General features: G+C 65.3%; 16 protein-coding genes. 7 read left to right on the plus strand and 9 right to left on the minus strand.

What is annotated here, in order from left to right; translation table 11 throughout:
• Positions 1–4 precede the first annotated feature (4 nt).
• The 3 genes from CH251_RS14655 to CH251_RS14665 are packed head-to-tail and all read left to right on the plus strand — an operon-like array spanning position 5 to position 3,180.
• Positions 5–1,234: a CaiB/BaiF CoA-transferase family protein gene (locus tag CH251_RS14655; protein WP_094613786.1), complete on the plus strand. Its 1,230-nt coding sequence runs from the start codon at positions 5–7 to the stop codon at positions 1,232–1,234.
• A complete protein-coding gene (locus tag CH251_RS14660) occupies positions 1,235–2,194 on the plus strand; it encodes a hydroxymethylglutaryl-CoA lyase (protein ID WP_094613787.1) in 960 nt (319 codons plus the stop codon).
• Positions 2,191–3,180 carry a D-glycerate dehydrogenase gene (locus tag CH251_RS14665; RefSeq protein WP_094613788.1) on the plus strand — a complete coding sequence of 330 codons (990 nt, stop codon included), beginning with the start codon at positions 2,191–2,193 and terminating at the stop codon, positions 3,178–3,180. The genes CH251_RS14660 and CH251_RS14665 overlap by 4 nt, the downstream gene beginning before the upstream one ends.
• Here CH251_RS14665 and CH251_RS14670 read toward each other — a convergent pair.
• Genes CH251_RS14670 through CH251_RS14680 form a run of 3 tightly spaced genes read right to left on the minus strand, consistent with a single transcriptional unit; the run spans position 3,168 to position 6,005 of the window.
• Positions 3,168–3,944 carry an IclR family transcriptional regulator gene (locus CH251_RS14670; RefSeq protein WP_094613789.1) on the minus strand — a complete coding sequence of 259 codons (777 nt, stop codon included), beginning with the start codon at positions 3,942–3,944 and terminating at the stop codon, positions 3,168–3,170. The two genes, CH251_RS14665 and CH251_RS14670, sit on opposite strands and share 13 nt — an antisense overlap.
• A gap of 16 nt (positions 3,945–3,960) precedes the next feature.
• Positions 3,961–4,548: a TMEM175 family protein gene (locus tag CH251_RS14675; RefSeq protein ID WP_094613790.1), complete on the minus strand. Its 588-nt coding sequence runs from the start codon at positions 4,546–4,548 to the stop codon at positions 3,961–3,963.
• Positions 4,549–4,574: 26 nt separating this feature from the next.
• Positions 4,575–6,005 (minus strand): NAD(P)/FAD-dependent oxidoreductase, encoded by a 1,431-nt coding sequence (locus tag CH251_RS14680; protein ID WP_094613791.1) that lies wholly within the window; start codon positions 6,003–6,005, stop codon positions 4,575–4,577.
• A gap of 29 nt (positions 6,006–6,034) precedes the next feature.
• Here CH251_RS14680 and CH251_RS14685 point away from each other — a divergent pair, with 29 nt between their 5' ends.
• A complete protein-coding gene (locus tag CH251_RS14685; protein WP_094613792.1) occupies positions 6,035–6,793 on the plus strand; it encodes an SDR family oxidoreductase in 759 nt (252 codons plus the stop codon).
• Positions 6,794–6,807: 14 nt separating this feature from the next.
• Here the strand turns inward: CH251_RS14685 and CH251_RS14690 are convergent, their stop codons facing one another.
• The 3 genes from CH251_RS14690 to CH251_RS14700 are packed head-to-tail and all read right to left on the minus strand — an operon-like array spanning position 6,808 to position 9,078.
• Positions 6,808–7,053, minus strand: a complete 246-nt coding sequence (locus CH251_RS14690; RefSeq protein ID WP_094613793.1) for a DUF2630 family protein — start codon at positions 7,051–7,053, stop codon at positions 6,808–6,810.
• Between the two features lie 16 nt (positions 7,054–7,069).
• Entirely contained in the window at positions 7,070–8,317 is a 1,248-nt protein-coding gene (locus tag CH251_RS14695; RefSeq protein WP_094613794.1) for a hypothetical protein, read from the minus strand.
• On the minus strand, positions 8,314–9,078 hold the full coding sequence (locus tag CH251_RS14700) for a crotonase/enoyl-CoA hydratase family protein (RefSeq protein WP_094613795.1): 765 nt from the start codon (positions 9,076–9,078) through the stop codon (positions 8,314–8,316). Before CH251_RS14700 ends, CH251_RS14695 begins: the two co-directional genes overlap by 4 nt.
• A gap of 61 nt (positions 9,079–9,139) precedes the next feature.
• On the opposite strand from CH251_RS14700, the gene CH251_RS14705 reads away from it, so the two are divergent.
• Positions 9,140–9,742: a TetR/AcrR family transcriptional regulator gene (locus CH251_RS14705; RefSeq protein ID WP_094613876.1), complete on the plus strand. Its 603-nt coding sequence runs from the start codon at positions 9,140–9,142 to the stop codon at positions 9,740–9,742.
• The gene (locus CH251_RS14710) at positions 9,729–11,345 is read left to right on the plus strand and encodes an acyl-CoA dehydrogenase family protein (RefSeq protein WP_094613796.1); all 1,617 of its coding nucleotides are present in this window, start codon (positions 9,729–9,731) and stop codon (positions 11,343–11,345) included. Before CH251_RS14705 ends, CH251_RS14710 begins: the two co-directional genes overlap by 14 nt.
• 10 nt (positions 11,346–11,355) lie before the next feature.
• Here the strand turns inward: CH251_RS14710 and CH251_RS14715 are convergent, their stop codons facing one another.
• Both CH251_RS14715 and pgi read right to left on the minus strand, forming a co-directional pair.
• A complete protein-coding gene (locus CH251_RS14715) occupies positions 11,356–12,366 on the minus strand; it encodes a hypothetical protein (RefSeq protein WP_094613797.1) in 1,011 nt (336 codons plus the stop codon).
• A 124-nt stretch (positions 12,367–12,490) separates the two neighbouring features.
• A complete protein-coding gene (gene pgi, locus CH251_RS14720; protein WP_094613877.1) occupies positions 12,491–14,140 on the minus strand; it encodes a glucose-6-phosphate isomerase in 1,650 nt (549 codons plus the stop codon).
• Positions 14,141–14,222: 82 nt separating this feature from the next.
• Here pgi and CH251_RS14725 point away from each other — a divergent pair, with 82 nt between their 5' ends.
• Positions 14,223–15,674 (plus strand): NAD-dependent succinate-semialdehyde dehydrogenase, encoded by a 1,452-nt coding sequence (locus CH251_RS14725; RefSeq protein WP_094613878.1) that lies wholly within the window; start codon positions 14,223–14,225, stop codon positions 15,672–15,674.
• Between the two features lie 46 nt (positions 15,675–15,720).
• Here CH251_RS14725 and CH251_RS14730 read toward each other — a convergent pair whose 3' ends face one another.
• On the minus strand, positions 15,721–16,011 hold the full coding sequence (locus CH251_RS14730; protein ID WP_032396247.1) for a chorismate mutase: 291 nt from the start codon (positions 16,009–16,011) through the stop codon (positions 15,721–15,723).
• Positions 16,012–16,035: the final 24 nt, after the last annotated feature.

A 16,035-nucleotide genomic window follows, 5' to 3' on the forward strand; every position in this document is an offset into this window, starting at 1 on the left:
TCCTATGAGTATCGAAAGGAACACGATGGCACTGCCGCTCAGCGGAGTTCGAGTACTCGAGCTCGGCAACTACATAGCCGCCCCCACTGCGGCGCGGATGCTCGCCGACTTCGGTGCCGAGGTCATCAAGGTCGAACGGCCGGGAACCGGCGACGAGCTTCGCAACTGGCGGCTGTACTCCGGCACCACGTCGATGCTCTATCGCACGATCAACCGCAACAAGAAATCGATCGTGCTCGACCTGCGTACCGAACAGGGCCGCAAGGACGTCGTCGACCTCGCAGCGAAATGCGACATCGTGCTCGAGAACTTCCGGCCCGGCACACTGGAGAAATGGGGTATCTCGCCGGAAGTGCTCAGCGCAGCCAACCCCGAATTGATCATCACGCGCATCTCGGCCTTCGGCCAGACGGGCCCCATGTCGCAGCGACCGGGATTCGCCGCTGTCGCAGAGGCATACGGCGGCTTCCGCAATCTGGTGGGTGATCCGGATCGGCCACCCGTCCGGGTCGGGGTCTCGATCGGGGACTCCATCGCCGGGCTGTACGCGGCGTTCGGATGCGTCATGGCACTGTTCCAACGGCAGACCCAGCGCGCGGCGCAGGCACCGGACTTGTCGCTGGCACAGCGTTCCATCGATGTGGCGCTGAACGAATCGATTCTGTCGATGATGGAATCGCTGATTCCGGATTACCTCGCCTACGGTGTCGAACGCGAGCGCACCGGCGGCCGGATGGAGGGCATCGCACCCTCGAACGCGTACCCGTGCAACGACGGTCACTCGATCATCATCGCCGGCAACGGCGATGCGATCTTCCAGCGCTACATGGAGACCATCGATCGTCCCGATCTGGGAGCCGACCCGGACCTGGCGTCCAACGCCGGCCGGTGGCGTCGACGCGACGAGTTGGACGCAGCCATCTCGGCCTGGACCGGATTGCATTCTCGCGAGCAGGCTTTGAAGATTCTCGACGCCGCCGGGGTGCCGTCGGGCCCGATCTACACCGCGGCGGACATCGTCGCCGACGAACAGTACGCCGCTCGCAACATGATTCAGCACTTCCCGGTCGACATCGGGGGCGACGAGCCCACCGACGTCGGATTCGTCGGCGTCGTCCCGGTGATCGGTGACGCGTCCCTGCCGATCCGTTCGGTCGGACCGGATCTCGGCGAACACACCAGGGAAGTACTGTCGACACTGCTCGGCCGCACCGACGAAGAGATGAGCCCCTAGATGTATCGATTCGCTCCCGCCGCAGAGCTTCGCGACGTCACGATGCGCGACGGCCTGCAGCTCACCGGCAAGATGCTCGCCACCGAACGCAAGCTCGAGATCATCAGAGCCCTCATCGAACTCGGCGTGCCCTCGCTCGAGATCGGATCGATGGCGCGGGGTGACAAGGTGCCGCCCATGGCCAACACCCTCGAGGTGATCGGTGAGCTCACCGCCGCCGAACTCGCGCGATGCTGGGTGTGGGTCGCCACTCCACGTCACGTCGAGAAGGCCGCCGCCGCCGGGGCCCGCAATTTCCAGTACTGCTTCTCCGCCTCGGACTCGCACAATCAGGCCAACATCGGCCGTACCACCGAGGTCTCGCTGGCTGCGATGCCCGACGCCGTCGACATCACGCGATCGGTGGACGGTGAGATAGAGCTCTGCATCGCGACCTCCTTCACCTGCCCGTTCGAGGGACATGTGCCGCAGGACCGTGTCATCGAGATCGCCAACGACGAACGAGCATCCGGTGCAACCGATATCGTCATCTGCGACACGCTCGGGCAGGCGGTTCCGGTTCAGGTGCAGTCGCTGATCTCGCGGGTGCGCGCGGAAACCCCCGACCGCAGAGTGGTGTTCCACGGCCACGACACCTGGGGGCTGGGCGTCGCGAACACCCTCGCCGCGATCTCTGCCGGAGCCACGATGGTCGACGGTTCGCTCGGCGGACTGGGCGGGTGCCCATTCGCTCCGGGGGCCAGCGGAAACACCTCCTCGGAGGACATACTCTTCGCGACACGGCCGGACTGGTTCGAGCCGAAAACCCTTGCAGCCATGGTGACTCTGTCGGAGGAGCTGCTCACCGAACTGGGCGAGCCCATGCGGTCGAAAACCGTTCAAGGTGCCAGGTCCGGAGGGCTGTCCTCATCCGGTCGTTCCGCAGGCTCCACTCCTGCCGCCTTCGAGTGGGTCGTATGAGCCGCATTCTCGTCACCACCGAGATCCCCGCGCCGGGGATGGATATCCTGCGGGCCGCCGGGGACGTCGACCTGCGGGAGGTCGACCACGAGCAACTCGTCGACGCCTGTGCATCGGGCGAGTACTCCGTTGTCGTGTCCCAACTGCGTGACCGGTTCGACGCCGACCTGCTGGCCTCGGCATCACTCGTCGGAATATCCAACTACGCCGTCGGATTCGACAACATCGATATCGCAGCCGCAACCGAGCACGGCATCACGGTCGCCAATACTCCCGGGGTGCTGACGGATTCGACCGCAGACATCGCGATGTTGCTCATCCTGTCCACCGCCCGCCGAGCCGTCGAGGCCGATGCATTCGTCCGTTCCGGCTCGTTCACCGGATGGGAGCCGGAACTGCTTCTCGGCAGCGATGTCTCGGGCCGAGTGCTGGGGCTGGCCGGCTTCGGCCGCATTGCCCGCGCCACCGCTCGCCGGGCACTGGGCTTCGGTATGACGGTCAAGTTCTGTCCCCGCCCGCCCGGCGACCGCGAGGTTTCCGAGAACGAGCTCGGTGCGTTCGTCGGTCGCGTCGAGCACGCATCCTGGGACGAGATCGTCACGACCAGCGACTTTCTGTCCCTGCATGTTCCGCTGTCGGACTCCACCCACCATCTGGTGGACGCCACCGTACTCGGGGCGATGAAGCCGTCGGCGATCGTGATCAACACCGCGCGAGGACCGGTGATCGACGAGGCCGCTCTGGTGACCGCGCTCCGTGAGGGGACCGTTGCCGCAGCAGGATTGGACGTCTACGAGCGCGAGCCGGCCCTCGAACCCGGGCTGGCGGATCTGCCCAACACGGTATTGCTCCCACATGTGGGGAGCGCGACGGTGTCGGTGCGTTCGGAGATGGCGCGGCTGTGCGCGACCAACGCAGCGGCGATGTTCGGCGGTTCGATGCCTCCGCATCCGGTGAATCCCGACGCCTGGTCTCACGCGGGGTAGCGGCCGCCGAGGGTCCTCGTGATCCGCTCGGCGTGGGAGATCAGCAGATCCACCCAGTCCTCGCACTGCGACTGCGGCATACGTAGTGTCGGTCCGCTGATGGTGACGGCACCGACGATGTCCGCGGCCGAATCGAACACCGGTGCGGACAGTCCCGATGCGCCGGTCTCGCGCTCGCCGGTGGTGATCGCGTAGCCGTCGGCTCTGGTCTGCGCCAACAGTGTTCGCATCGTCTCGGCTTCGGTCACCGTCTGCGCGGTCATCGATTCGAGTTCACGAGACAGGACACGCTCGGCCAGGTCGTCGTCCCAGGCCAGCAGGACGCGGCTGGCCGATCCTGCGCTGAGCGGAATCACCTTGCCGACGTACATGTCCCGTCGCAAGGCGTGGCGGGTCTCGGCGATGGCGACGCACACGCGATAATTCTGTTCCGGCCGAAAGAAGCACGCGGTCTCGGTCGTCAGATCGCGCATGTCCTTGAGCACGGGATTGACGACCGACAGCACGTCGAGGTCCTTGGTCGCTGTCGCCGCCCAGTAGGCCATGCGCACCCCGATGCGAATGCGATCCCCGCCCCGGTCCAGAAATCCTTGCTGCACAAGGTTGGTGACGAGACGCTGCACCGTCGAGGTGGGCAGGCCGGTGGTCTGCTGGATCTCACCGAGCGTCATCGAGGGACGGTCGAACGAGAAGGCGTCGAGAATCTCGGTGATCTTGCCCAGCACGAGAAGCGGTTGCTGCTTCGACGCGCTCTCGGTACTCACCCGACCAATCTACTCGTCAGACACGGCCGAGGAGGCGGTTGATCGGCGCTGTCAGCAACAGGACCAGCAGCGACCACAGGCCCAGCGGCGTGAACGCCAGTCCGAGAGCGGCCAGGATGAGGACCGAGGTGATCGCGCCGTTGCGCACGCCGCCGTGACGCGGTGTGTCGTCGGCAACGATGTTCGGATGCCGAGACACGATCACGTCGGCTACGAACATCGCGATGACCGACACTGCGATGGTGGCGACATACAGCGGCGCCGCGCTCGCGTCGTACCCGCTCTTCTCGGCGATCAACTTGGTGGGGAACGGCAGGAACACGATCGCGAGCAACCAGACGAAGTTTACCCACATCAGACCCCGGGTGTAGCCGACGAGGTTGCGGAACACGCGATGATGACTCAGCCACTGCGAGAAGATGATCAGAAAACTGAGCACGAATGCGAACAGCTCGACGCCGTGATCACGCAGAATATCGACGAATTGTGCACTGTCGTCCGGTTCTGCCAGCTCCACCAAGGGAAGAACGAGCAGTGTTGCGGCAATGGCGACCACGGCGTCGCTGAAGTTGACCAGTCTCTCGAAACCCCGCTCGTATTCCATGCCGGCAATTGTGCCCGTTCGATTACTCAGCGACGAGATTCGAGCAGCCGGAGCCAGATTTCGCTGACCGTCGGGTACGACGGCACCGCATGCCACAGGTCGTCGAGCGAAACCTTGCCGACCACAGCCACAGTGGCCGCATGGACCAGCTCTGCGACTCCCGGTCCGACGAAGGTCGCGCCCACTATCGTGTCGGCGGCGCGGTCGATCACCAGCTGCGCGCGTCCCGAGTAATCGTCCTGCTGCAGAGAAGAACCCGCGACGGCGATGTCCTGTGCGACGATCTCGACGTCGATGCCGGCCTCCCTGGCCTTGGCCTCGGTCAGCCCGACGGAGGCCACCTCGAGTGGAGTGAACACCACTTGGGGAACCTGACCATGATCCGCGGTCGCACGGAATCTTGTGCTGTCCAGGGGCTTTCCCTCGGCCCTGGCGGCGATGACGTCGCCGGCCACCCGGCCCTGGTACTTGCCCATGTGCGTCAGCGGCGCTCGTCCGTTGACGTCGCCCACCGCGTAGAGCCACTGGTGGCCGGGAACGTTCAGATGATCGTCGACGTCGATGTAGCGCCCCTCCTCGAGTCCGAGAGTCGACAACCCGAGATCCGCACTCGCCGGAGTACGTCCCGCGGCGACGAGGACTTCGTCGACCGTGATCTCGCTGCCGTCGACGACGAGACCGACCGGGCCACCGTGGATTCGGCCGATGCCGGTGTCGGACGGATTCTCCCGTGACACGGACTCGAGGGAGGCGTCGAGCATGATCGTGGCACCGCGCTTCTTCAGAGCCTCGGCGACGAGTTCGCCTGCGAACGGCTCGGAACCGGCCAGCAGCGACGAGCCACGCACGATCATCGTCACCTTCGCCCCGAGCGAGAGCAACCAGGTGGCCGCTTCCGTCGCGACGACGCCACCGCCGATGATGGCGATATGACCCGGGGTCTCGTGAATGTTGGTGGCATCGCGGGAGATCCAGGGCAGGGCGTCGCGCAGGCCCGGTGTGTTCGGTACCGAGGCAGTGGTTCCGGTGGCGAGAACGACTGCGTGCCGCGCGGTGAGCGTACGCCCGTCGACCTCGACGGTCTTCTCCCCGGTGAGGCGTCCGTGACCCCGGACGACGGAGATCCCCGCCGTCTCGGCCCACGTCATCTGCGACGAATCGTCGAGGCCGTGGGTGAAGGATTCGCGTCGGGCCAGGACGGCGTCGGCATCGAGGGGTTGATCGCCGACCAGTTCCTTGACCCCCGGCATGTTTCGTGCGGTGTCGAGAACCTCGCTGGGGCGCAGCAGCGCCTTGCTCGGCATGCACGCCCAGTACGAGCACTCGCCGCCGAGCAGTTCGTGCTCGACGATCACGACGGTGCGGTCGCTGCCCTGTGTCGCATACTGAGCGGCGTTCTCTCCGACCGGTCCACCGCCGATGACGATGACGTCGAATTCCGAGCTTTCTGAGGCCATTGCTCCACAGTGACATAGGCTCGCCGCTTATGGCGACCACTCGGAACAAGATTCTGATCACCGGAGCGAGTTCGGGGCTCGGTGAGGAAATGGCGCGACGGTTCGCGGGCATGGGCCGGGACCTGGCGCTCTGCGCCCGGAGGGTCGACCGACTCGACGAACTTCGCGCCGAGTTGATGCACCACAACCCGAACATCACCGTGGTGGTCCGAGCACTCGACGTCACCGATCACGACGCGGTGGGCGAGGTTTTCGGGAAACTGCGAGACGAATTGGGCGGACTCGATCGAGTGATCGTCAATGCCGGCCTCGGTAAGGGCGCGAAGATCGGAACCGGGCGAGCCGACGCCAACCTGCAGACCGCGCACACGAACTTCATCGGGGCGCTGTCGCAGGCCGAGGCCGCACTGTCGATCTTCCGTGAGCAGAAACGCGGGCACCTGGTGTTCGTCTCGTCCATCAGCGCCGACCGGGGACTGCCGGGGGCCAAGGCGACATACTCGGCCAGCAAGGCAGCAGTGGCGTCGTTGGGTGAATCGTTGGCCACGGAACTGTCGCGAACCGTCATCGCCGTCACCACCCTGCTGCCCGGCTTCATCGCCACCGACATGTCCGCCAATGCGGGCGACAGTGCCGCTCTCACAGCCACTCTGGACGAGGGGGTGTCGGCGATGGTCGACGCGATCGAGAGCGAAACCCGCCGCGCCGCGCTACCCGGACTCAAGTGGCGGGGCATCGACGCGGCGCTGCGGTTCCTGCCGAACGTGCTGACGGATCGGATGGTCTAGCTGCAGAGCTGGGGTTACTGCAGGTACCCCTCGACCTGGTCGACGCTGTTGGCGGTTGCGGTGTCGGGGTTCTTGCCTGCGTCGATGCGCGCCCGACGCTGGCGGAGCAGGTCCCAGCACTGATCGAGGGCGTGCTCGAGGGACGCCAGCTGGGCCTTCTCGGTGTCCGGGTCGATGTCGCCCGACTGGGCCTCGGTGCGAAGCTTGTGCTCTGTGGCGATGAGCTGCTGGATCTTGGTGTGGATATCGTGCTCGTTCATGGCGACAACGGTAGACCTACCAGGGTTCGGCGGCCAGGTTCCGCGTCGCCAGGGCCCGTTGCACGGCCGCGGTGAGCTCGGCCGTCGACCCGGCCAACGCGTCGTCGGTGCACACGAGCGAGAGTGTGTAGTTGCCGTCCAGGCGGGAGAGATAGGTCGACATTCTGATCGTCGACAGCGCGCCCGACGGATTCGGATGGATCGCGCGGGTTGCAAGTCCGCACGATCGGTGGGTGCCGAGTGCGGAGATGCCGTCGGGAATGTCGCCGATGTTGGAGCACAACACTTCTCCGCGCCCCGGGGTCGACGTCAGTTTCGCGGCGACTCGATGGGGGAGCAGCTGGACGATCTCGGGTGGATAGCCTGCCGGGGCTCCGACAGGCTTGCCGAACGCCTCCTTGCACGCTGCTCGGATGGCCGCGGGCGAGTCGTCCCCACGGACGGTGACGGTGGCCATCCCGATCGCGTTGGCGTCACCGGACCCGGTGCGAAAGGGAATGTCGACGGTCACCGCGGGTGACCCGAGTTCGCTCATCGTAGCGGCGACGACGGAGACGAACAGCGAATTGGCCGATCCGCCGACGCGTCGCGCAGCCGAATCCCATTCCGCAGCATCGATATCCACGATCACCGACTGCATCCTGTGCGCGTGGTGCGGTGCGATACCGCCGCGGTCGGCGGTGGTGAACGCCCGCAGTTCGGCTCGGGCCTTCTTGCTCACCCACAATCTCGCCGTCGCCGCGATCGATCGTAGGAGAACCGTGACGATCATCGAGATCGCGTCCTTCACATCCGAGCCCGGGTGCAGCACCGGCGCGGGTGTCGATCCGGAGAACGCTCGAGCGGCAGAGTCGATCAGCTCGCGAGCATCGGCCAGAGCATGCGAACACACAAGAGACAACACGGTGCCGCCGTGCGCAACCGGCGCCGCCGTCAACCGCCAGCCGGGTCCGTACTGCGGGTCGAGTCGAACGTCTGCCTGTGCATCGGCCCATCCGATGATGTCGTCGACCGCGTCGGTTCCGTACTCGAGCGGAAGCGATTCGGACGAGACGTCCCATCGAAGTCGTGCCCCGGGTGTGCGGGGCTTGCCGACTCGACGGCCGAGTTGCCCGACGGCCAGTTCGTCGTGGACCCGGTGGAGTTCTTCTTCGCTCACCGTCTCGGTGGTGCGCCAGATGCCTTGGAGTGCAATGGGAATTCCGTAGCCGCGGTGGGTCCGGAGAAAGATCTCGTCGATCACCGACAGGCGGGTGGATTTCACGGGCTCGGGGTGCCGTGTCGTCCCGCCCCCGAAGCGAACCTGCTCGCGCCGCTGAGCGCGTCGGCGTTGATGGAGATGGCACCGTGTCGGAATTCGTTCCTCAGGGCGGACTCTTCGTCGAGGCCGTCCTGTTCGAGCAGAGACAGTCGATCCTCCCGCATGCAGGTCTGCGGCAGCAGCGCGAGTTCGGCAGCCAACGCCTCCGCTTCCGACCGGGCTCGGCCTACCGGAACCACTTTGGTGATCAGTCCGATGTTCAGAGCTTCCTCGGCGTCGACGGCGCGACCGGTGAGGATCATGTCCATCGCGCGGCCGGTGCCGACGATGCGCGGCAATCGCACTGTGCCGCCGTCGATCAACGGAACTCCCCAGCGTCGGCAGAAAACGCCGAACGTGGCGTCGTCCTCGGCGATGCGGAGGTCGCACCACAGCGCGAGTTCCAGTCCGCCCGCGACAGCGTATCCCGACACGGCCGCGATGACGGGCTTGGACAACCGCATTCGCGTCGGACCCATCGGGCCGTCCCCGTGTTCGGTCGCGTGATTCGAGCGCGGTGTGCCCAGTGCCTTGAGATCGGCTCCTGAGCAGAACGTGCCACCCTCGCCCCACAGCACCGCCACCGAGGCGGATTCGTCGGCGTCGAACTCCTCGAACGCCTGGATCAACTCCTGGGCGGTGGGGCCGTCGACGGCGTTGCGTGCCTCCGGGCGCGACAGGACGATGGTGGTGACGGGGCCTGATCGCTCGATCCGTACCGGCATGTCAGTGAACGTTACTCGAGTTCTCTTGCGTGAAGCAATGAATCAGTGCTTCAATCCTTGCATGCCGTACCGACGAACCCCTGCAGTGCAGGCCAGGCTCGATGGCGCACGCACGAAACTCTTCGCCGCTGCCATCGAGGTCCTCTCGACGCAGGGGTACGCCGGCCTGTCGGTGGCGTCGGTCGCCGCGGCAGCGGGGGTGTCGTCGGGCAGCGTCTACACCCATTTCGAGGGGAAATCGGATCTGGTCGTCGCGATCTTCCGCGAGGTCTGCAGTCGGGAGGTCGCGGCAGTGGTCACCGCATGCGAACACGGCAGCGCCGTCGAGCGAGTGACCGCAGTGGTGCAGACCTTCGCCGGACGTGCCCTGAAGAACCGGACGATGGCGTATGCCCTGCTGGCCGAACCGGTCGACCCGGCCGTCGACGCCGAGCGGTTGGTGTTCCGGCAGAAATTCACCGACGCCTTCGCCGACGCGATCGTGGCCGGCATCGAAGCCGGAGAGATCCCCGAACAGGACGCGGCTGTCTCGGCAGCAGCGCTGGTCGGTGCCGTCGGCGAAGTGATGGTCGGTCCGTTGTCCTCGCACGATTCGGTGGATCCGATACCCAGTCTTGTCGCATTGTCGTTGCGCGCGTTAGGAGTTCGAGATGGACACACATGAGGTATTCAACCAGGCAATCGACCTGACGCCCTACGACACCTCCGCGGACCCGTCGTTGCTCGACGGCGTGGCGCGGGCAGGTGCAGGCTGGGCGCTCGACGAGGTCCGCCGGCTCGGGGCCCTGGCCGGTGGAGTGGCAGCCCAGGAGTGGGGCAGGCTCGCAAACGAGAACCCGCCCGTGTTGAAGACCCACGATCGGTACGGTCACCGAATCGACGAGGTCGAATTCCACCCGCATTGGCACAATCTGATGACCGTTGCCGTCGAGCACGGACTGCACGCCAGTCCGTGGGCCGTCGATCGCGTCGGTGCACACGTCGCCCGCGCCGCGAAGTTCTACGTCTGGGGACAGGTCGAGGCCGGGCACATGTGTCCCATTTCGATGACCTACGCCGTCGTTCCGGCGTTGCGGCACAATGCTTCTCTGGCTGCGCAGTACGAGCCGTTACTGGCGTCGAGGGAATACGATTTCGGCCTGCGGACCCCGTCGAGCAAGCGTGGACTGATCGCAGGCATGTCGATGACGGAGAAGCAGGGCGGATCCGACGTCCGAGCCAACACCACCACGGCCATGCCGTCGTCGGACGGGACGTACTCGATCGTCGGTCACAAATGGTTCACCTCCGCGCCGATGTCGGATATGTTCCTCACCCTGGCCCAAGCACCGGGCGGGCTCTCGTGCTTCATGCTGCCGCGCGTCCTGCCCGACGGCACCCGCAACCGAATGATGCTGCAGCGCTTGAAGGACAAGCTCGGCAACAAGTCGAACGCATCCGGTGAGCTCGAATACCACGGGGCCACCGGCTGGCTCGTCGGCGAAGAGGGGCGCGGTGTGCGCACCATCATCGAGATGGTCAACATGACCAGGCTCGATTGCGTCATCGGGTCGGCGGCCGGAATTCGCAACGCCACCGTGCGCGCAGTCCATCATGCGCGTCATCGGTCTGCGTTCGGGGCGGCACTCGTCGATCAGCCGCTGATGCGAAACGTGCTGGCAGACTTGACCATCGAATCCGAGGCCGCCACCGCCGCCATGATCCGCCTCGCACAGGCCACCGACGGTTCGGCCCGCGGCGACGAGCAGGAGAGCGCACTGCGCCGAATCGCGTTGGCCGTCACCAAGTACTGGGTGTGCAAACGAGCGCCGGCCCACGCCGCCGAAGCACTCGAATGTCTCGGTGGCAACGGCTATGTGGAGGAATCGGGAATGCCTCGGTTGTTCCGCGAATCGCCGCTGATGTCGATCTGGGAAGGCTCCGGCAATGTCGCCGCACTCGATTCCCTGCGCGCACTGGCCCGTCAACCCGACAGCGTCGAGGCGTTCTTCGGCGAAATCGGCCAGGCGTCGGGCGCGGATTCTCGACTGGACGACGCCATCGCCCGCGTCGGCAAGGAACTCTCCGACACCTCCGACATGGAATACCGGGCCAGGCGAGTCGTCGAATTGATGGCGCTGACCTTCCAGGGCGCGCAACTGGTGATGCACGGGGATTCTGCTGTGGCCGATGCCTTCTGCGCCAGTCGACTCGACCGAGACTGGGGCATCGCCTTCGGCACCCTGCCGACCGGAGTCGATACGGCAGCAGTGTTGGCTCGGGTGTGATGCTGGGGATTCACGCCCCTCGTGGGAATTCGCACCGCCTGTAGGGTGCGCATATTCCTACGAGCGCCGTAGCTGCGGGGAGGGGGAGCTCGGCGTACCGTCCACTCGGCGGGCCGAGGAGCAACGCACGCCGATAGGCAGCATGAAGCCTGTCGATGATGACGTGCGGAGTCGACAAGTCCCGCCAGTCGAATCTGAAGACGGTCCTGCCCTGCTCGGCGAGCCGGTTGTGGCGATTCTTCTCTGCGATGACTGCTTGCCGTGGCTGCGGACCGTACTTGCTTTCCCCGTCGAACTCGGCGATCACCTCGGCCAGATCGGGAAACAGGAAGTCGGTACGGGCGATGCGACGACCGCCGTCGTCGAAGATCGTCTGATTGGACAGCGGAGTCGACACTGTCTGCAGGATCAGTCGCGATCGACTTTCGCCGACACTGTCGCTGCGTGCACTCATCGCGCCGATTGCACGTCGAGCGCGTCCGGCACCGCTTCGGTGTTGCGCCGCATCGCAAAATTTCTCGAGTTCGTCGATTGTGGTGAGGTTGTGCCGCAATGCCCTATCACCGAGACACACCGCAACGTCGAGGGGCTGAGTCCTGGCGACGTCGACGATTGTGCGCGCTGGGCGTGTGACACGCATACCGTCGAGATGAAGCCACTCGTCGTCGAGTAGATCGGTGCCGTGAAGGAACCGGCGTCGACTGCGCTTGCCCGAGTGGCCGCGACGCGTGGTCATCGTCACCGTGTCCAGCGGTAAGTTCCACACGTCGAGTCCGAGAACCACCGCTGCGGATACATGACTGAGTACGACGTCGTCGCCGGAATCGACATAGGTCGCCTGAGCCAGGAGTGCATGCTGCTGCGCAGAGTCCAGTGTTGCGTGAACATCCCCTCGAACGAACCAGAGTCTGCGGATTGCAACGACGGACCTGTGTGCGCGTGCCCGTCGAAGGTCGTCATCGGTGAAGCCCGACGCGAGTGCATCGGCACGGGTGAAGAGCCCACGTTGGTCGAAGTCCATGCTCGATTGGACGCACGGCTGACCTGTTCGGATCCGCTGAGCGCAATCTACGGCCCGTCCAGGAATCCGCACCGCCTGCAGGGTGCGTAGATTCCTACTGGGGCCGTAGATCCACCGACCGCCCTCAGGCCGAACGACCCCGCTGCGATCGGTACCAGCGCACCAAGGCGTCCGTGGATGAATCCGATTGCACTGCAGGAGCTTCGGCGTCGGTGAGGACCGGTGTCAGTTCGAGTGCCTGGGTCTTGCCGAGCTCGACGCCCCACTGGTCGTAGGAGTCGACGCCCCAGATGACGCCTTCGACGAAGACCTGATGCTCGTACAGGGCGATCAACTGACCGACCACCGACGGCGTGAGCTTGGGGGCGAGGATCGAGGTGGACGGACGGTTGCCGGGCATCACCTTGTGCGGCACCACATCTGCCGGGGTGTCCTCGGCGGCGATCTCCTCGGCCGTCTTGCCGAAGGCGAGCACCTTGGTCTGGGCGAAGAAGTTGCTCATCAGCAGATCGTGCATCGAGCCGGTGCCGTCGCGGGTGGGCAGGTCATCGGTGGGCTCGGCGAATCCGATGAAGTCCGCAGGCACCAAACGTGTTCCCTGGTGCAGCAATTGGTAGAAGGCATGCTGGCCGTTGGTGCCCGGCTCGCCCCAGAAGATCTCGCCCGTCGGCGTGGTGACGGGGGAGCCGTCGGCCTTGACGGATTTGCCGTTCGACTCCATCGTCAACTGCTGCAGGTACGCGGCGAAGCGGGAGAGGTCATTCGAATACGGCAGCACTGCACGGGTTTCCGCGCCGAAGAAGGAGCTGTACCACAGGCCGATGAGGCCGAGCAGAACCGGCGCGTTCTCGGTGAGCGGCGTCAACCGGAAGTGCTCGTCGATGCGATGAAAGCCGTCGAGGAATTCGCCGAACGCTTCCTTGCCCACGACGGCCATGACCGACAACCCGATTGCCGAATCGACGGAGTAGCGTCCGCCCACCCAGTCCCAGAAACCGAACATGTTGGCGGTGTCGATACCGAAATCCGCAACCCGCTCGGCGTTGGTGGACACGGCGACGAAGTGCTTGGCGACGGCGTCTTCACCGAGTGCGTCGACGAGCCAGCGGCGGGCCGCGGTGGCGTTGGTCAGCGTTTCGAGGGTGGAGAACGTCTTGGACGCGATGATGAACAGCGTCGATGCGGGGTCGAGTCCGTCGAGCGCACCGACGAGATCCGCTGGGTCGACGTTCGAGACGAACTTCGCGGAGATCCCGGCGTCGGCGTAGTGCCGGAGCGCGTTGTAGACCATGACCGGACCGAGGTCGGATCCGCCGATGCCGATGTTGACGACGGTGGAGATCTTCTCGCCGGTGGCACCGACCCATTCGCCCGAACGCACTCGATCGGTGAATTCGCCCATGGCCGTGAGGACTTCGTGTACATCGGCAACCACGTTCTGGCCGTCGACGGTCAGGGAAGCATCGGACGGTAGACGCAGCGCCGTGTGCAGAACGGCGCGGTCCTCGGAGGTGTTGATGTGCTCGCCCGCGAACATGGCGTCGCGCTTGCCTTCGACATCGGCTGTGCGGGCCAGTTCGACGAGCAACTCGACGGTCTCGCGAGTGATGCGGTGCTTGCTGTAGTCGATGTGCAGGTCCGCGGCCTCGAGGGTGAACGTACGGCCTCGGTCGGCGTCCTCGGCGAACAGTTGCCGAAGGTGAGTTTCGGCGATCGCGGAATGGTGATCGGTCAGCTTCTGCCAGGCATCCGTGCCGGTGATATCGACGCTCATACGAACCAACACTAATCCCGTGCCCAGTCGCGCGCGCGTCGTTCTCGTTTGCGCCGGGCGCTGCGGAGGCATCATGGACGGTATGGACCAACGTGCATTGATCGAATCGATTCCGGCAAAACTGTGGATCGGCGGAAAGGCCGTCGACGCCGAAGGAGGTAAGACCTTCCCGGTGAACGATCCGGCCACCGGGCGGCCCCTGACGGAGGTTGCCGACGCCTCGCCTGCCGACGCGATGAAGGCGCTCGACGCAGCCGCGGCGGCGCAGAAGAGCTGGGCGGCAACACCTGCCCGCGAGCGCAGTGAAATTCTGCGAGCGGCATTCGAGAAGGTCACCGAACGCGCCGACGACATCGCGCTGCTGATGACCCTGGAGATGGGCAAGGCCCTCGCCGAATCCAAGGCCGAGGTGAAGTACGGTGCCGAATTCTTCCGCTGGTTCGCCGAGGAAGCAGTACGCATCGGCGGTCGCTACACCCCGGCCCCGGCGGGCAACGGACGAATCCTCGTCACCAAGGCCCCGGTGGGGCCGGTACTGGCGATCACCCCGTGGAACTTTCCGTTGGCGATGGGCACCAGAAAGATCGGGCCCGCTTTGGCGGCCGGCTGCACCATCGTCGTCAAGCCCGCTCGTGAGACCCCGCTGACGATGCTGTTGTTGGCTCAGATCTTCGACGAGGTCGGCTTGCCCGAAGGCGTGCTGTCGGTGTTGACGACGTCGAAGTCCGGCGACGTCACCGGACCCCTCATCGAGGATCCGCGGATGCGCAAACTCACCTTCACCGGCTCGACGGGCGTCGGTAAGTCTCTCGTGCAGAAGTCCGCGACTCGGCTGTTGCGCACGTCGATGGAGCTCGGTGGCAATGCACCGTTCGTGGTGTTCGACGATGCGAACATCGACGACGCGGTGGACGGCGCGATGCTGGCGAAGATGCGCAACGGCGGCGAGGCCTGCACGGCGGCGAACCGGCTGCACGTGCACAACAGCGTTCGGGAGGAGTTCACCACCAAGCTCGTGGCGAAGATGTCCGAGATGAAGCTCGGCCCCGGCGTCGACCCCGATACGAAGCTCGGACCGCTGATCAACGCCGATCAGCTCGAGACCGTGCAGGAACTCGTCGACGACGCGGTGGCCAAGGGGGCGACGGTGGCACTCGGGGGTACCGCACCGGGCGGCGATGGGTACTTCTACCCGGCGACCGTCCTCACCGACGTGCCCGTCGAGGCGAGAATCCTGAAGGAAGAGGTGTTCGGGCCGGTGGCTCCGATCGTCGGCTTCGACACCGAGCAGGAAGGTATCGACGCTGCCAACGCCACCGAGTACGGCCTGGCGTCGTACATCTACACCGAGAATCTCGATCGCGCGCTACGGGTGGCCGACGCCATCGACAGTGGCATGGTGGGCGTCAACCGCGGAGTGATCTCGGACGCGGCTGCGCCGTTCGGTGGGGTGAAGGAATCTGGATTCGGCCGCGAAGGCGGATCCGAGGGAATCGAGGAGTATCTCGAGACCAAGTACATCGCTCTGAAGTGAACGAACTCAGGTCGGGTGCGCCCACGGCGCGCCCGACCTGGGGGAATCAGTGGCCGAGACGACCGCGGCCGAGGCGGAGCAGCAGCATGGCGAGCGTGTGGCCTTCCTGGCCCAGGCTGCTGAAACGCTCGAGGACCTTCATCTCACGGCTGTGCACCAGGCGCGGTCCGCCGGAGGCCATGCGGGTGCGTCCGATGATCTGCGAGACCTCGGATCGACGTCGAACCGCGGCGAGAATCTCGGCATCGAGGCGGTCGATTTCCTGGCGCAGGTCGTTGATCTCGGCTTCGCTGGTGGGCAATGCGGTCTCTGAGTCGATCTTCGTCGTCATGGCCATCGTCTCTCCTCGGGTCACATCTTG

Origin of the sequence: Rhodococcus sp. 06-462-5 (genome assembly GCF_002258315.1) — a bacterium.
In the GTDB taxonomy this organism is placed as follows: Bacteria; Actinomycetota; Actinomycetes; order Mycobacteriales; family Mycobacteriaceae; genus Rhodococcoides.